Source organism: Brevibacterium sp. LE-L, from assembly GCF_050214925.1.
Lineage (GTDB): Bacteria > Actinomycetota > Actinomycetes > Actinomycetales > Brevibacteriaceae > Brevibacterium.
The window spans coordinates 2,955,966-2,971,993 of sequence record NZ_CP189759.1; the positions used below are offsets into that span (position 1 = coordinate 2,955,966).

Below are 16,028 nucleotides of genomic sequence, written 5' to 3' on the forward strand. Positions count from 1 at the left end.
CGTGTTCGAATTGGGCCATGAGGTGGAACGAACTGACCGATGACGCTGGCCCGAGTGCTCCCGACCTGTTCGGAGTGAAAGGACTCGTGCGCAGCGTGCGGACACCGGAGTTCGCCGGCATCACCTTCCACGAGGTGCTCGCGAAGTCGGCTCTGAACAAGGTGCCGAAGTCCAGCTCGATGCCTTTTGCCTGGACGGTGAATCCGTATCGCGGGTGCTCCCACGCCTGCGTGTACTGCTTTGCCCGCAACACCCACCGCTACCTCGATTTCGACCCCGGGACGGACTTCGACCGCCAGGTCATCGTCAAGATCAATGCCCCCGAGGTGCTCACCGCAGAACTCGCGAAGCCGAAGTGGACCCGCGAACTCGTCGCTCTGGGCACGAACACCGATCCGTACCAGCGCGCCGAGGGCCGATACAGTCTGATGCCCGGAATCATCAGCGGGCTGGCCGAGCACGGCACCCCGATGTCGATCCTCACCAAGGGCACGCTGCTGCGCCGAGACCTTCCGCTCCTGTCCCGCGCCGCCGAAGACGTCCCCGTGGAGATCAGCATGTCCTTCGCCGTCCACAACGACGCGCTGCAGCAGACGATCGAACCGGGCACCCCGACGACCGCCGCCCGGCTGGCCACAGTGAGGGCGGCAGCCGAACTCGGATTCGACGTCACCGTCTTCCTCATGCCGGTGATGCCCAAACTCACCGATTCGCTGGACCATCTGGACGCGGCGCTCAGAGCGATCCGAGACGCCGGTGCCGCCCGGGTCGTCTACGGGGCACTGCACCTGCGGCCGGGCGCACGCGAATGGTTCTTCGAGTGGCTCGAACGCGAACATCCCGAACTCCTCCCCCGCTACCGGCGCATGTACGCCACGTCCTCCTACGCGTCGAAGGACTACCGTCGGTGGCTCGCCGAGCGCATCAACCCACTCATTGACCACTACCGACTGCGGGGGTCGAGCGATGATGACCATCCCGCGACGCAGAAGGCACAGACGACGGGGACCCGCGGACACGAGGAGACGCAATCCGCGCCCGGGAGAAGACTCGCGATTTCACCGGCGAGCTGGACTCCCCCGCCGCAGGAAGCGCTCTTCTAATCGGAAACCGCCCCTGGAGCGCAGGCCTCCACGACCACCTGCGTCACCGGCAGGCACCGCACAGCCGTCACCCGAGGGCTCCTGCCGAACTTCGTCCCGGTCAGATCAAGGGCTTCGCAGGATAGCGGACGAGCCCGTCGGGGGCGGTCACGGGGGCGGCGAGCATGCCCGCAGCCGCATCGATGAGGAAGCGCCCGACCTGCTCCCAGGTGCCCTGGTGAGATCCCTCGGCCATCTTCTCCTCCTGGTCCGCACACACGCCGATGACCATGTGCGCGAGCAGATAGGCGCGTCCGCGCAGAACGCCTTCCGGGATGCCCTCGACCTCGCCGTTGATGAACCTGATGTCATCGGGGACGCCGAACTCGTCCATCACCGCCTTCGCGACATCGACCGCCGAGGGCACCGATCGCAGCTGGGAGAGGAACTGCGCACGCCAGCTCGGACGGGGCTGGTCGTCAAGGAGTTCGAACAGCGGACGCAGACGGCACTGAACATATTCACGGATTCCGGGCGATTCTCCCAGCTCGGCCAAGAGCGCGTCCCTGCGCTCCGCCATCTCGTCGAGGTGGCGGGTGACGAGCGCACCGAGCAGACCGTCGCGCCCGCCGAAGTGATAGGCGATCGCCGAATGATTCGCGGCTCCAGCGTAATCGACGATCCGCCGATTCGACACCGCATCGATGCCGTACCGAGCAAACAGCTCCTCGGCCGCATTGAGCAGCGCCTCGCGTGCCCTGTCACTCTGCCTGCCCATCAACCCGTCCTTCATCAGCGTCGTCGTCCCTCAGCCGAATCGCCCTTCCGAAGGAATCGGTGCGCCGCCGAGGGAGGGACCCGGCTCGGCGAGTACTGCCATCACTGTGGCAAACGGGAGGCGATTTCACAATTCTAAGTCACGTGTCTTAAACTAGTCGAGTTCAAGGTGGTCAACGGCGATCACGCGACTTCCACACATCAGGAGGACGACAGTGACCACCCCACCGCCGCGCACGCGCCGAGAGGCTCGCGAACTCGACGCGCTCGAGGATTCGAACCGGAGTTCCGCTCAACCCTCTGAGTCTGGAAACGACGACTCTGCCGCTCCCTCCGCCTCGGCGTCGGATCAGGACGCGACGGCAGCGGCCAAGCGCGCCAAGGCCGAATTCATCGGCCGCACACTTGCGATCTTCATCATGCCGCTCATCTTCGTGGGCATGATGATCACGAGCTATCTCGGCACCATGCACTCCCCCACCGCCGACGACAAGCCGGTCGTCGTGGCCGGGTCCCCCTCGAAGGCCTCGGATGTGAAGTTCGCACTCAACGGCTCGGAACCCGATGCTCTCGATGTCGACGTCGTCGACGACTCATTCACGGCCCGCCAGATGGTCTCCGATCGCGACGCCTCGGCGGCCGTCGTCGTCGACGGCAAGAAGGCGACCCTGTACACGGCCAGCGGAGCAGGCATGCAGCAGTCGACGCTGGTCACCGACCTCATCATGCCCGCCCTCCAGGATGAGGGACTCACGGTGAGCACCGAGGATCTCGCTCCGCTGCCGGACAGCGACCCATCCGGACTGGCCGCAATGTTCCTCATGACCGCGATCGTCATGGCCGGCTATCTGCCGTTCAGCGTGCTGCGGTCGAATTCCCCCGAGCTGCTCAAGTTCAAGCGCATCGTCCCGATCCTCGGCGCTTGGGCGGCCCTCATCGCCGGACTCGTCTGGACGGTGACCTGCCCGATCCTCAACGTCGTCGATGCCGAGGACACCGTCGCGGTGCTCGGCATCGCCTGGTTGGGCGTGTTCGCGATCTCCTGCGTGCAGCTGTTCATCACCCGTCTCGTCGGAGCCATGGGTGTGATCTTCGGCATCCTCTTCCTCATGGTCCTCGGAATGCCCTCATCGAATATGGCGATGCCCGTATACACGATGCCGAAGTTCTTCCGCTTCACCCACGAGTTCCTCCCGATGCCGGCGATCGGAGAGTCGCTGCGCTCCGTGCTCTACTTCAACGGCAGCGGAGTCACCGGACACCTGCTCGTGCTCGCGATCGGAGCCGTCGTCGGTCTCCTGCTGACGAAGGGCTATGACTTCCTCTCGCACCGACGCAACCCGAATCCCGAACCGCTCGACGTCAACATCCCGTCGATCCACGGCGGACGTCGCCCCGATTCGAAGGTCATCCGGTACATCTCACTGATCATCTTCCCGCTGGCGATGGTGACCATGATGATCTCGTTCATGCTCGGCGCGATGCACTCCCCGTCCCCGAAGGACATGCCCGTGGCCGTGGTCGGCTCGTCGACCGAGCAGGCTGAAGACACCATCGATGAGCTCAATGCGCAGATGGAGGGAATGTTCGACTTCACAGCACTCACCGACGAGGACGAGGCACGGGCGCTGGTGGAGAACCGGGAGGACGTCGCCGCTCTCGTACTGCCGTCCGAGGACACTCCGGAATTCGGCCTGATCGCGAATCAGGCCGGGAACAATGCGTCCTTCCGGGTGGTCAACCAGATCTTCGAGCAGGTCGCCTCGGCGCAGGACATGGACCTCACGGTCGACGACGTCAAGCCGCTGCCCGACCGAGACAAGAACGGCGTGGTCGTCATGTATGTGGCCATGGGGTGGATCCTCGCCGGATTCATGGTCATCATCGTGGCCGCGAACGCGAACCCCTGGACCCGCCCGCTCAAACGGATGATCCCGATCATCCTCATCTACGCCCCCTTCATGTCACTGGTCGTCGCTCTCATCGCCGGCCCGATCACCGGCGCGGTCGACGGCCACTTCGCGGCCCTGTGGGGTGCGGGAATCGTCGCGATTCCGTGCATCTCGATGTTCGCGATGGTCTTCGAACGGCTGATCGGGATGTTCGCCGTCATCCCCGTCATCGGCACCCTCATGTTCGCCGGTGTGCCCGCGTCGAACGGGGCCCTCTCGAAGTACATGGTGCCCTCGTTCTTCGCGACCCTGCACGACTTCCTGCCGATGGCCGCGTCGGTTGAGACGATCCGCTCGGTCCTCTACTTCGACGGCGACGTCGTCGCCGAGCATCTGCAGGTCCTCGGCCTCTGGGGCCTCGTATCCCTGGCTCTGGTGTTCCTCATCGACGGCATCAACCCCCCGCGCACGGAGCATGACTTCGGAAACCTGCACCTGGAACGCGAAAGGGAGAGGAACAAGGAGGGCCGCCAGCGTGCGCTCGAGTCGGGGCAGCACCCAGGAGAGTGGGAATCCGAGACCGTGCAGGGCTCGATCGTCGAGGACGAGGCAGCACCCGAGCCCGGCCCCTCGCACGCGCCGACCGCGGGTGACGGCCTGAAACGCCCCACCTCCGAGGCGGCCGATGAGCAGGAGCGGATCCCCTCCACCGTCTGAGCTCGGGACCGCCCACGAGCGCCTCATCGAACACGACCGACAGTCCCGGGCTGTCGGTCGTGTTCGTACCCGACTAATGTGAGGTGAATGATGAGTGTCTCAGATTTCTTCGGCTCCACGAGCCTGCAGGAAGCCGAGTTCCTTCTGGTGAGCTTCGTCCTGTGCTCCCTCATCGGATTCGAGCGGCAGTTCCGGCAGAAGAGCGCCGGCTACCGCACGCATGTGCTGGTGGGCATCGGCACCTGCGCATTCACCCTGGTCTCGGCCTACGGGTTCGCAGGAGTGCTCGAAAACGATATCCGGCTCGACCCGTCGAGGATCGCGGCGCAGATCGTTTCGGGCATCGGCTTCCTCGGTGCCGGGGTGATCTTCAAGGGTCGAAACATGGTGCGCGGCCTCACCACCGCCGCGACGATATGGGTGACCGCCGCCGTGGGCATGGCCTGCGGTGCCGGCATGCTGTCACTGGCCACGATGCTCACCGCTCTCCATCTGTTCACCCTCTTCGTCATCGCCCCACTCATCCGGCGCATCCCCGACAGCGACCACAAGAAGCTGCTGCGGATCACCTACAAAGACGGATCCGGAGTGCTGCGCGACATCCTCGGGGTAGCGAGCTCGATGGGATTCTCGAACACCATCGTCGACACGAAGCGCTTCGAGGACGAGAACGGAGTGCGGATGGTCCAGATCGACGGCAAGTTCGAAGGCAAACCACCGCTGCACCTCCTCGTTCCGCAGCTCATCGAGCTGCCGGGGGTGGACAAGGTGAGCATGCGCGAAGACCGCGTGCACTCCGTCGATGCCGACGGCGACTCCGTCTAGCGCAGACCGGGGTCGAGGGATTCCGGTGATGCACTGCATTCGAGGTGGGCGAGCATCGCCCTGAACCCGGCGCCGACAGATGCCCGCGCGCTCGGCCCGAAGACCGTGGTCTGCACGACGGCGCCTTGCATCATCGCCAGGATGGCGGGAGCCAGTTCACGGGCCCTGAGCTCCGCAGCGTCGCCGTCCATGGCTGCCGAGCGCCGGAAATAGGCTCGGAGGTAGTCCGTGAAGAACCCCAACAGAGATTCGAAGATCGTTCCTGCTATCTCCGCGAATTCCTTGTCATGGGCGGACTCGCCCCATATCTGAAGCAGGGTCGGGGCGAGGGGGTTGTCGTCGAGAAGGGAGTCGAGCAGGGGCGGAAACACCTCCCGGGGTGCCGGAACCTCCGCGGCATCGCCGAAGTCCTCAAGCTCTGCCACACGCTGCTCCATCACGCGACGCCCGACGTCGGTCGTGAGCTCGGCCTTCGAGGAATAGTAGACATAGACAGCGCCGGCGGAGAGGTCCGCCTCCTTGACGATATCAGCCATTGAGGTCCCGCTGAACCCCTTGCGGGCGATGCACGCCAACGCCGCATCCTGAATCCGCAGGCGCATCGCCTGTCTGTGCTCTTCGGTGACCTTCGGCACTGCTCCCCCCAAAAACGAACGACCATTCTTGATAAATCATACCGGAAGGCGTAAAAAGAACGAGCATTCGTTTTCGATGATTGGACACTCTCATGGCCACGAGAATTCTCCGCAGTTCGGAGAGCACGAGCCTCCCCGCCGCTGGCCGCGGCGATGACGACACTTCCGACCGCCTGTCCGCCGAGGCCGATTCGAGGCTGCCCGAGCACAGCATCGGGCGCGCGATCGGTATCGCCGTATTCGCCGCGGCGATCGTCAGCCTCATCCTCCTCGCCTTCAGCTGGCCGACCGTCACCTCGGATCCGAAGGATCTGCCGATCGCCGCGGTCGGAGATCAGGAGCAGATCGACGAAGTGACCGAAAACGCACCGGACGGGATGCTCGATCTCAAGGACGCCGATACCCGGGCCGAGGCCGAGACGATGATCCGAGACCGGGACGTCTACGGCGCCCTCGTCCTCGGCGACGAGCCGGAGATCCTCGTCTCATCAGCGGCCTCGCCCGCTGTCGCGCAGCAGCTGCGGGCGATGGCCTCGACGATGCAGCAGCAGATCGACAAGCAGGCGATTTCGGGCATGCAGCACGGGCTTGAGCAGATGCAGGACGCACTCAAGGCGGCCTCACAGCCTGGCGCCGGAACACAGCCCGGACAGCCGAGTGAGGGGCCGCAAGCCGACCGGCAGCCCGCCGATGCCTCGGCGATCGAGGTTCCTCAGGTCGAAGTCACCGATGTCGTGCCGCTGTCCGATGAGGATTCGACCGGGGCGGGACTGGCCATCGCCGGGCTGCCGCTGACCATCGGCGGCATCATCGGAGGCGTGCTCACCTGCATGCTCGTCCACTCGCGACGGATGCGGGCGGTCGCCGTCGTCGTCTACGGAGCCGTCGGCGGTCTGGCACTGACCCTCATCCTCCAGTCGTGGTTCGGAATCCTCCAGGGCAGCTTCGGGCTCAATGTCCTCGCCGCCGGTCTCGCAGTCGCATCGACTGCAGCACTCATCAACGGATTCGTCTCACTCATCGGGACGACCGGCATCGCTGTGGGTGCGATCCTCACGATGTTCATCGGCAACCCGATCTCATCGCTGCAGCAGCCGAAGGAGTTTCTCGTCGGCGCCTGGGGCGATATCGGGCAGTTCTTCGTACCGGGTGCGGCGGGCACGCTTCTGCGCGATCTCTCCTATTTCCCCGACTCGCCCATGGCGACGCAGTGGTGGGTGCTCCTCGGATGGTTCGCCCTCGGCATCGTCCTCATCATCGTCGGCCATCTCCGCGCGCATGCGAAGAAGCTCAGCGGTCCTGGGACTATCCTCGTGGACAGCGGCAACGGGGACTATCCTCGAGACAGGAGGTGGCACGGAGATGAGCGCACTGACCGATGTGACGATCTGCAGGACCTGCGGGGTGGAGACGATGACTCCTCTGCCGCAGCAGTGTCCGATCTGCGCCGATGAGCGCCAATGGATGCCCGATCAGGGACAGATCTGGACGACCCGTGAACAGCTCGAGTCCGAGGGCCACCGCGTCTCCATCTCCGAACGCGAGCCCGGACTCTATGCGCTGCGGGTCGAGCCGAAGCTCGGCATCGGCCAGACCTGCTACCTCGCGCAGACCGCTGAGGGGAATCTCCTCTTCGATGTCCCTCCGTACATCGACGCCGAGGCCGTCACTGCGGTGGCCGAGCTCGGCGGAGTGCAGGCCATCGCGGCCAGCCACCCGCACATGTTCGGACTCCAGCTCGAGTGGAGTGCCGCGTTCGGTGCGGCACCCGTCTTCGTCTGCCGAGCCGATGCCGAGTGGCTCCAGCGCACAGATGAGAGGATCTGGAAGTACTATCACGAGACCCGACCACTGCCCACAGTCACTCTGCAGCGCGTGGGCGGACATTTCGCCGGCAGCGCGATCGCACTATGGCGCGGCCACGACGGTGTCGGGGTCATGCTCAGCGGCGATTCGATCGGTCCCGTGGCCAAGCAGGGATGGGTGACCTTCATGCGCAGCTTCCCAAACTATCTGCCGCTGTCGGCGAATGTCGTCCGACGCATCGCCGCCTCGGTGGCGGATCTCGATTTCGATCGGATGTACGGCAACTTCGGCCAAGTCATCTCGGCCGGGGCGCATTCTGCGGTCCAGACCTCGGCGCAGCGCTATGCCGCGTGGGTCTCCGGCGCCCACGACGACCTCACCTGAGGCCGGGTGCTCAACGTGAGCGGAACTGCGCGGTGACCGGGCAGTCGAAGGGATCCGCCTGGCCGAGACCAACTCGGTTGAGGTAGCGGACGATGATGCCGAAGGACTCGAACAGCGTCGTCTCCGTGTACTTGATGCCCTTCTCACGGCAGTACTCGCGAACCATGGGCTGGACCTTGTGCAGGTTGACGCTCGGCATGCTCGGGAACAGGTGGTGTTCGATCTGGTAGTTGAGTCCGCCCATGAGGAAGCCCATCGGGCGTCCACCGGAGATGTTGCGTGACATGAGTGTCTGACGGCGCAGGAAGTCGATCTTGACGTCTTTGGGAACGATCGGCTGGCCCTTGTGGTTGGGGGCGAAGGAACCGCCCATGTGGATGCCGAAGACCGCGAGCTGGACGAGGAAGAACACGCTGCCGACCACGGGACCGGCGGCCCAGATCGCGAGGGCGGGAAACCCGATGATCCGAACGGCGATGAGGATGCCCTCTGTCCAACGACGCTTGATCGATGACTGTCCCTTGAGGATGGCCTGGACCGACTGCACATGCAGCTGCAGTCCAGCCAGAGTCAGCAGCGGGAAGAAGGCCCATCCCTGCCGAGCGGCGAACCATTTGGCGAAGCCGGTGCGCTTCTGCGCATCTTCGGCCACGAACACGAGAGTTCCCGGTGCGATGTCGCCGTCGACACCGGCCTTGTTCGGGTTGGCGTGGTGGAGAGCATTGTGCTTCTTCAGCCACCAGCCGTAGCTCAGCCCGATGAAGAGGTTGCCGATGATCGTCGACACCCACTCCCCCACCTTGCCGTTGGTGAAGATCTGACGGTGGGCAGCATCGTGGGCGACGTAGGCCGTCTGGGTGAACAGCGCGCCGAAGTAGACCGCGGTCGCGATCTGCCACCAGCTGTCGCCGAGCAGGAAGAGCACGGCGAAGCCGACGATGTAGGCCACTGCGAGGAGGCTGAATCGCAGCACGTTCCAGCCCGGGCGCCGGGCCAGCAGTCCGGCCTCTTTCACCTGGGCCATGAGCGCGCTGAAGTCGCTGGTGAATTCCTGCTCCGCGGTGCCGCGCTTGGCACGCCTCCGTTCGAGCACCTCGGCGCGGGCGGCGGGATTCGCGGCCGGCGTCGGGAGGGAGGTGGTGAGCATGTCGGAGGAGTTCATATCCTCAACGCTATAGTGCGCTGCCTGCCTGCGCGTCACCCTACGGTGCCGTTTCGGCCCCCTACCCGGGTAGGGGGTGACAGCAGGGGACTGTGGAACCTCGGAACTCGGACTCAGCTGCCGGGAACGACGAGACCTGATTCGTAGGCTGCGATGACGGCCTGGGCCCGGTCGCGAGCGTCGAGTTTGTACAGGATGCGGGAGACGTGCGTCTTCACGGTCTGCACGGCGATGACGAGTGCACCGGCGATCTCGGTATTGGATTCCCCGCGGGCGACACGCACGAGGATCTCCCGCTCGCGATCGGTCAGGTCCGGCAGTTCTGCGAGGTTCGGCGGCTGAGGCGTCTGTGGGATCGTTGCGAAGTGTTCGATGACCCGTTTCGTCACGCTCGGGGCGAGCAGGCCCTCGCCGGAGGCGACGATGCGGACTGCCTCGGCGAGTTCATCGGGTGGAGCGTCCTTGAGCAGGAATCCGCTGGCGCCGGCCCGTATCGCATCGAAGACGTAGTCGTCGATGTCGAAGGTGGTGAGCATGATGATCCGCGGTCCCGTCGCCGAGGTGGCCGGGGAATCCGCGACGATCGTCCGGGTCGCTTCGATGCCGTCCATCGTCGGCATCCGCACGTCCATGAGGACGATGTCCGGCCGCTGCTCGGCAACCAGCGCCACGCATTCGCGACCGTCTTGGGCCTGGCCGACGACATCGAGGTCGGGGTGGGCGTCGAGCAGCGCTGCGAACCCCGCCCTGACCATGGCCTGGTCATCGGCGATGATGATGCGGATCATGCGCGCTCGTCTCTCTTCGATTGGGGTTCGGTCAGGCTCAGGGGCAGCACCGCTTCCACTTCGAACCCGCCCGTGCCGGTTTCGCCGCTGCGGATCTCGCCGCCGACGGAGCCGGCGCGTTCGCGCATCCCCACCAGTCCCTGCCCGCGGTGCGATTCGTGCTGGGCGACCTCGCTGGGACCGTCGCCCCGAGTGTTGGTCACCGATATCCGCACCGCACCGCCGCCGCTGCCGATGCGAATGGTGATGTGCGAGTTCCGAGCGTGCCGGATGGCGTTGCTCAGCGCTTCTTGGATGATGCGATAACCGGCGAGTCCGGTGCTTTCGCGCAGCTGAGCCTCGACCGGTTCTCCGCTGCGTTCGAGGGATACGTGGACCCCGGCGTGACGGGCATGGTCGACGAGGGCCTCGACGTCGGAGAGTTTCGGCTGCGGGGCGAGCTCGTGGGTCGAATCATCATTGCGCAGCACGCTGAGCAGACCGCGCATCTCGGTCAGCGCAGCACGGGCCGAGGTCGAGATGTCTTCGAATTCCTTTGTCACGTCCGCGTCGATGCCGGGATGGCGGAATGGTGCACTGGAGGCTTGGATGTTGATGATGGACATGCTGTGGGCGACGATGTCGTGCAGCTCGCGGGCGATCCGGGCCTTCTCCTCGATGGTGACGCGCTTCGAGTGCTCTGCTGCCGTGTTCTCCTGCTCCTGCAGGAGTTGGGAGCGGATGAGATTCCACTGCTGAACGACCACGGCCGCGACGTAGATTCCCCCGGCGATGCAGGCGTAGATCATGATGTTGATGATCGCGGAATCGGAGGATTCGTGGCCAAACAGCCAGCGCCCGATCACCACAGCCAGGACGGATGCGCCGATGCTGCCGAGCACGGCGGAGAGAGCGATGCCCCAGTGCGCGCGCAGACCGATGATGAGGATGACGAGGATCTGCGTGATCAGCGCGGGCACCATCCATGGCCAGGGAGCTCCGGAGATGTGGGACGCGACCAGCGGCAGGGCGGCGCAGGCGAAGGACGAGAGGATGGCCCCGAAGAGCGGACGGAGCATCGACAACGGCATCGTGCCGGCATGGATGAGGCTGAGGCCGAAGGCCAGGGCCACGGGCGCTTCGTAGATGCCGACCGCGATCGAGGATTCGATGGCGACCATGCCGATCGCGGTGATGACGACGGCGATCCATCCCAGAGCCGCAGGGTTGAGCCGGCGGTTCGCGGGCAGGAACCGACCGAACATCTGGTTGACGACCATAGGCAGCGGCTCCCTCCGTGCTTCCGGTCGACTGCTGTGATCAGCGAACCTGGCGCGCTCTTGTCACAGACAATAGCAAACAGCGGACCTCAGCCGCTGATGCGTGCCAGGTGTCCCGCCTCGGCGCCGGCGAACCGGGCGCGACTCGACCATGACAGTCCGAGGTAGAGGAGGAACGAGATGAAGAACGATGGGATGGTCGCCCCGGTCGGACTCGGAAAGACGTAGGTGAGCAGGTAGGACACGCACGCGCCGATGACCCACACGCCGACGGCGACCCAGTTGATTCCGCGGGCATAGGCGTAGAGTCCCCCGGAGTCGCGGAGGATGTCCCGGGTGTAGACCCCGCGTTTGATGATGTAGTAGTCGACGATGAGGATCGCGAACACGGGGACGAAGAAGGCGCCGATCATGGTGAGGAAGTCCGTGTACTGGTCGAGCAGCGCCAGCCAGGTCGACCCGATCACCGAGATCGCGCCGAGGATGAGTGCCACCGGCAGGAACTTCAGCTTCGTCCTGCGTTGCGCTCCGACGACGGAGTTGACCATTCCGTAGACCACCATGGTGTTCGTCGCCATCACGGACAGGAAGATGACGATCGCCAGGGCCCATCCGAACTCTTCGGCGAGCGCCGTGGGGTCGAAGGGTGCCGGCGCACCCTCGTCGATGAGGATGAAGGTGAAGGCCGTGAGGCCGAGGAGCATTGCCAACACGGTCGAGGTGATGTAGCCGAGTCCCGAACCGACGATCCCCGAGCGCTGACTGCCGGCCAAGCGGTTGAGGTCGCCGGAGAGCACGGTCCATGAGATCGCGGTGGAGATGACGATGTCCAGGGCGAGGACCGGGGTGAAGCCGAGGCCCGGGTCCTTCTCGATCTGCAGATACTCTGCGGTCGAATGGCCGGTGAACGCGACAGCGAACACATAGGCCATGACGAGGAGGATGAGGAGGGCGAACCAGGGCTCGGCCTTCTCGATGCCTTCGTGCCCGAGGATCGCCAGGCCCACGACGAGCGCCTGACAGAGGACGGAGAAGAGGATCGGGTTCGAGAATCCCGTGGTCTGAGCGACGACGTAGTCGACGCTGATTCCTGCGAGCATGGCCTGCACCCAGCTCCACCCCATGAGGATGATGACATTCGCCGCCACCGGCAGATAGCTGCCCTTGGCGCCGAAGGCTCCGCGGGTGATCGCCATAGTGGCGAGCCCGGTGCGGGTGCCGATGTTGCCGATGAGGGTGAGCACGATCGTGCCGAGGACCGTGCCGAGGACGATGACGACGACCGCGGTGGAGAAGTCGACGCCGGGGACGAACAGCGTGCCGGTGAGCATCGTGGTCACGACGAGGTTCGCGGCCAGCCAGATCATGAACATCCGTCTCCCGCTCAGGGTGCCGCGGATGACACCGGAATCCTGCCCGGTCTCCAGGCGGTTCTCGAGTCGGCGGTACCAGCTCACTGTGCAGCCTCCTCGGTGCCGGTGGCCGAGACCGTCGTGAGCACATCGTGCTCGTGAGGTTCTGTGTGGCCATGGTCCCGGCGGTCGGCGCAGGCCGGTGTGGATTCGTTCATGGTCGACGGCGACCTTTCGCAGGCGGAGGGACAGTGGACAGCGCGCGGATCCGGTGGGTCTCACGCACGTTCGGATGAGGCTGACTGCCACACTAACGAGTTTGTGATCGACCGCACTATCCGTCGTGTATGAATTCGGCTCCTGATTGTCCACAGTGGTGATTCAAAAGCTGCAGCACCGCCTCCGAGCTGGCGTGATGAGTTCACATGGCGAATATGGATGTTCGCGCCAGGTGACATGTACTAATTTGAGCCGGGTGCCCGGCGACGGACGGCCCTCGCCGGCTGAAGATCGAAGGAGAAGCTGAGTCTATGAGTCCAGAACTGATCTGCGTGGTCGTCCTCGGATTGATGTTCGTCATCGGAACGTGGAGGGACATCAATATGGGCTTCCTCGGATTCATCGCAGCGGCTGGAGTCGGCGGCCTCGTCCTGCATCAGGCCCCTGAGGAATTCCTTGCCGGTTTTCCCGTCGACCTGTTTCTCACCCTCGTGGGCTTGACCTACCTCTTCGGCTTCGCGCAGAACAATGGAGCCATCGAAGTGATCGTTCACTGGTGTGTGAAGCTCGTCGGTGGGCGCGTCGGTTTCATGCCGTGGATCTTCTTCGCGCTCACTGCGATCCTCATCTCCCTCGGGGCGCTCTTCGCCGTAGCCATCATTGCTCCTTTGGCGCTGTCCTTCGCACGCCGGCATCGGATCAATCAGTTCATGGTCGGTCTGCTCGTCGTGCATGGGGCATTGGCAGGGGCCTTCTCCCCGATCAGCGTCTACGGCATTTTCATCAACGACTATCTGGCGAAGAACGGGCTCACTGCCACACCGCTGTCCTTGTTCCTTGCCCCACTGGCTTTCAACGTCGCCTTTGCCGTGGTCGTCTTCCTCGTCCTCCGGCGCAGGCCGGGATTGCGCGCGGAGGCAGACGACGCCCTGAACCAGGCTGATTCCACCGCGCAGACGGTTGTCGATCCGACCACCCGACTGACACGTTCCCAGATTCCGACGCTGATCGGGCTCACCGCGATGGCTCTGGCCGTGATCGTCTTCGGCTGGGACGTCGGACTCGTGACGATCACGATCTCGATTGCACTCGCTGCCATCGATCCGGCCGCAGGCAAAGCCGCGATGACGCGAGTGTCCTGGCCGATCGTCATTCTCATCTGCGGTGTGCTCACCTATATCGAAGTGCTGCAGGAGGCCGGCACCGTCGAATGGGTGTCCGCTGGCATTTCGGCGATCGGCGTGCCGCTCCTGGCGGCACTGCTCCTGTTCTATATGTCGGGCCTGATTTCGGCCCTGGCTTCGTCTCTGGCCATCATCGGGGTCGTCATTGCCCTTGCTGTGCCGTTTCTGGAATCAGGCGAGGTCCACGTCGGCGGTTTTGTCGCGGCTCTTGCGATTTCCGCAACGATCGTCGACATCAGCCCGTTCTCCACGAACGGCGCGATGCTGCTGGCCAACGTCCATTCGAGCATTCGCGACCACTACTACAAGCAGATGATCGGCTACGCCGGACTCATGTGCCTCATCGGGCCCGGTCTGGCGTGGGCAGTCGCAGCCGTGCCGACGGCGATCGGCAGCTGATATCGGCCCCTCGTCGGAGGGGACCGATACGCCGGCCTACATGTGCCCGCTCGTCTGGAACTTCTCGTGCCAGGACAGAGCCTCGCCGAGGATATGCGGAGTGTGCCGCCCCGTCGGGTTCGCGACGATCGCCCGATCGAGGTAGTCGGTGAGCCGGTCACGATAATCCGGGTGGGCGCAGCTGTCGATGATCCTGCGCGCCCGTGCGACCGGTGGAAGCCCGCGCAGATCCGCCAGCCCCTGTTCGGTCACGAGGATCTGAGTGTCGTGTTCGGTGTGGTCGATGTGGCTGGCGAACGGCACGATCGCGGTGATCGCCCCGCCCTTGGCTTGGGAGTTCGACACGAAGAAGTTGAGGTAGGCGTTGCGGGCGAAGTCGCCGGACCCGCCGATGCCGTTGATGATCGACGAACCGCTCACGTGTGTGGAGTTCACGTTGCCGTAGATGTCGGCTTCGACCATCCCGTTGATCGCGATGATGCCGAGGCGGCGGATGGCTTCGGGATGATTCGACATCTCCTGGGTGCGCAGGAGGATGCGCCCCTTGTACGATTCGATCTTCTCGTTGAATTCCGCGGCTCGCTCGGCGGACAGGGAGAACGCCGTCGCCGATACCGAGGCGAGTCTGCCGCTGTCGATGAGGTCGAGCATTCCATCCTGAATGACCTCGGTATAGGCGGTCAGACCCTCGAATTCGCTGTCGGCGAGGTTGCCCATCACAGCATTGGCGACATTGCCCACTCCCGACTGCAGCGGCAGCAGCTCCGGCGGCAGTCGGTCAGCGGCGATCTCATGGCGGAGGAAGTCCACAAGATGGCTGGCGATCGCCTTCGAATCCTCGTCCGCGGGTTTGAAGGGCAGGTTGCGGTCGGGCGCATTCGTCTCGACGACGGCGACGACCTTTGCCGGGTCGACGCGCAGGTACGGGTCGCCGATGCGCTGCATGGGCTCGAGCAGCTGGATGGGCAGCCGCTCGGGCGGGCGGCGGGTGCCGTAGTAGACGTCGTGGAAGCCTTCGTATCCGCGTGGATGCCAGTCGTTGACTTCGAGGATGACTTTGTCGGCCAGGTCGAGCCAGGTCTTCGAATTGCCCACGGAGCTGCCGGGCACGAGCATTCCGTTGGGCAGAATCGCCGCGACTTCGACGACCGCGACATCGAGGTTGCCGTAGAACCCGAACCAGGCCTGCTGGGCGGAGTGGCTGAGATGGGTGTCGACATAGGCCGTGTCACCGGAGTTGATCGCCGCACGCATGGCCGGATCGGACTGGAAGGGCAGTCGTTTGCTCACCGCCTGCGCCTCGGCGAGCACTCCGTCGAGCTCCGGGGCCGTCGAGGCGCCCGTCCACAGTTCGATCCTGAAGTCGTCTCCGCGTTCATGCGCGGCACGTGCCCGGTCGGCCACCGCTGCGGGCACCGCCTTCGGATAGCCCGAACCGGTGAATCCGCTCATCGCCACGCGCTGGCCGTTGTCGATATGACGGGCGGCGGTCTCAGCGGGGACGGTCTTCGTGCTCAGTTCGGGGCAGGTGATTCTCGACATGGCCT

Annotated in this window: 13 protein-coding genes; 6 read left to right on the plus strand and 7 right to left on the minus strand. The window is 64.6% G+C overall.

Annotated elements, in window-relative coordinates; all coding sequences use genetic code 11:
* Positions 1 to 17: 17 nt before the first annotated feature.
* Positions 18 to 1,103 carry an Rv2578c family radical SAM protein gene (locus tag ACQE2J_RS13405; protein WP_135538069.1) on the plus strand — a complete coding sequence of 362 codons (1,086 nt, stop codon included), beginning with the start codon at positions 18 to 20 and terminating at the stop codon, positions 1,101 to 1,103.
* Between the two features lie 100 nt (positions 1,104 to 1,203).
* On the opposite strand, the gene ACQE2J_RS13410 is transcribed toward ACQE2J_RS13405, so the two are convergent.
* The gene (locus ACQE2J_RS13410) at positions 1,204 to 1,860 is read right to left on the minus strand and encodes a TetR/AcrR family transcriptional regulator (RefSeq protein WP_425120623.1); all 657 of its coding nucleotides are present in this window, start codon (positions 1,858 to 1,860) and stop codon (positions 1,204 to 1,206) included.
* A gap of 214 nt (positions 1,861 to 2,074) precedes the next feature.
* Here ACQE2J_RS13410 and ACQE2J_RS13415 point away from each other — a divergent pair, with 214 nt between their 5' ends.
* Positions 2,075 to 4,468: an ABC transporter permease gene (locus tag ACQE2J_RS13415; RefSeq protein ID WP_426936467.1), complete on the plus strand. Its 2,394-nt coding sequence runs from the start codon at positions 2,075 to 2,077 to the stop codon at positions 4,466 to 4,468.
* 87 nt (positions 4,469 to 4,555) lie between these two features.
* Complete coding sequence (locus ACQE2J_RS13420; RefSeq protein WP_426936468.1) at positions 4,556 to 5,293, plus strand: MgtC/SapB family protein; 738 nt, start codon at positions 4,556 to 4,558, stop codon at positions 5,291 to 5,293.
* Here ACQE2J_RS13420 and ACQE2J_RS13425 read toward each other — a convergent pair.
* Positions 5,290 to 5,928: a TetR/AcrR family transcriptional regulator gene (locus tag ACQE2J_RS13425; RefSeq protein ID WP_426936469.1), complete on the minus strand. Its 639-nt coding sequence runs from the start codon at positions 5,926 to 5,928 to the stop codon at positions 5,290 to 5,292. The two genes, ACQE2J_RS13420 and ACQE2J_RS13425, sit on opposite strands and share 4 nt — an antisense overlap.
* Before the next feature lie 92 nt (positions 5,929 to 6,020).
* Between ACQE2J_RS13425 and ACQE2J_RS13430 the strand changes: the two genes are divergently transcribed.
* Together ACQE2J_RS13430 and ACQE2J_RS13435 are read left to right on the plus strand one after the other, a co-directional pair.
* Positions 6,021 to 7,382 carry an ABC transporter permease gene (locus ACQE2J_RS13430; RefSeq protein WP_426936470.1) on the plus strand — a complete coding sequence of 454 codons (1,362 nt, stop codon included), beginning with the start codon at positions 6,021 to 6,023 and terminating at the stop codon, positions 7,380 to 7,382.
* Positions 7,342 to 8,118, plus strand: coding sequence for a hydrolase (locus tag ACQE2J_RS13435; RefSeq protein WP_426936471.1), 777 nt, complete (start codon positions 7,342 to 7,344; stop codon positions 8,116 to 8,118). The genes ACQE2J_RS13430 and ACQE2J_RS13435 overlap by 41 nt, the downstream gene beginning before the upstream one ends.
* 10 nt (positions 8,119 to 8,128) lie before the next feature.
* On the opposite strand, the gene ACQE2J_RS13440 is transcribed toward ACQE2J_RS13435, so the two are convergent.
* From ACQE2J_RS13440 to ACQE2J_RS13455, 4 genes are all read right to left on the minus strand, one after another.
* Positions 8,129 to 9,280, minus strand: a complete 1,152-nt coding sequence (locus ACQE2J_RS13440) for a fatty acid desaturase family protein (RefSeq protein WP_426936472.1) — start codon at positions 9,278 to 9,280, stop codon at positions 8,129 to 8,131.
* Positions 9,281 to 9,393: 113 nt separating this feature from the next.
* Complete coding sequence (locus tag ACQE2J_RS13445; RefSeq protein WP_426936473.1) at positions 9,394 to 10,068, minus strand: response regulator; 675 nt, start codon at positions 10,066 to 10,068, stop codon at positions 9,394 to 9,396.
* A complete protein-coding gene (locus ACQE2J_RS13450; protein WP_425120021.1) occupies positions 10,065 to 11,327 on the minus strand; it encodes a histidine kinase in 1,263 nt (420 codons plus the stop codon). Before ACQE2J_RS13450 ends, ACQE2J_RS13445 begins: the two co-directional genes overlap by 4 nt.
* A gap of 89 nt (positions 11,328 to 11,416) precedes the next feature.
* Positions 11,417 to 12,784, minus strand: a complete 1,368-nt coding sequence (locus ACQE2J_RS13455; RefSeq protein WP_426936474.1) for a purine-cytosine permease family protein — start codon at positions 12,782 to 12,784, stop codon at positions 11,417 to 11,419.
* 425 nt (positions 12,785 to 13,209) lie between these two features.
* Between ACQE2J_RS13455 and ACQE2J_RS13460 the strand changes: the two genes are divergently transcribed.
* The gene (locus ACQE2J_RS13460; RefSeq protein WP_135538057.1) at positions 13,210 to 14,481 is read left to right on the plus strand and encodes an SLC13 family permease; all 1,272 of its coding nucleotides are present in this window, start codon (positions 13,210 to 13,212) and stop codon (positions 14,479 to 14,481) included.
* A 36-nt stretch (positions 14,482 to 14,517) separates the two neighbouring features.
* On the opposite strand, the gene ACQE2J_RS13465 is transcribed toward ACQE2J_RS13460, so the two are convergent.
* A complete protein-coding gene (locus ACQE2J_RS13465) occupies positions 14,518 to 16,023 on the minus strand; it encodes an acetyl-CoA hydrolase/transferase family protein (RefSeq protein WP_135538055.1) in 1,506 nt (501 codons plus the stop codon).
* Between the last annotated feature and the right edge of the window lie 5 nt (positions 16,024 to 16,028).

Coding starts and splice junctions, on each gene's coding strand:
- ACQE2J_RS13410 (WP_425120623.1), bottom strand. CDS start 1,860: ATGGGCAGGCAGAGTGACAGGGCACGCGAGGCGCTGCTCAATGCGGCC.
- ACQE2J_RS13465 (WP_135538055.1), bottom strand. CDS start 16,023: ATGTCGAGAATCACCTGCCCCGAACTGAGCACGAAGACCGTCCCCGCT.
- ACQE2J_RS13435 (WP_426936471.1), top strand. CDS start 7,342: ATGACTCCTCTGCCGCAGCAGTGTCCGATCTGCGCCGATGAGCGCCAA.
- ACQE2J_RS13420 (WP_426936468.1), top strand. CDS start 4,556: ATGATGAGTGTCTCAGATTTCTTCGGCTCCACGAGCCTGCAGGAAGCC.
- ACQE2J_RS13445 (WP_426936473.1), bottom strand. CDS start 10,068: ATGATCCGCATCATCATCGCCGATGACCAGGCCATGGTCAGGGCGGGG.
- ACQE2J_RS13440 (WP_426936472.1), bottom strand. CDS start 9,280: ATGAACTCCTCCGACATGCTCACCACCTCCCTCCCGACGCCGGCCGCG.
- ACQE2J_RS13450 (WP_425120021.1), bottom strand. CDS start 11,327: ATGGTCGTCAACCAGATGTTCGGTCGGTTCCTGCCCGCGAACCGCCGG.
- ACQE2J_RS13430 (WP_426936470.1), top strand. CDS start 6,021: ATGGCCACGAGAATTCTCCGCAGTTCGGAGAGCACGAGCCTCCCCGCC.
- ACQE2J_RS13405 (WP_135538069.1), top strand. CDS start 18: ATGAGGTGGAACGAACTGACCGATGACGCTGGCCCGAGTGCTCCCGAC.
- ACQE2J_RS13460 (WP_135538057.1), top strand. CDS start 13,210: ATGAGTCCAGAACTGATCTGCGTGGTCGTCCTCGGATTGATGTTCGTC.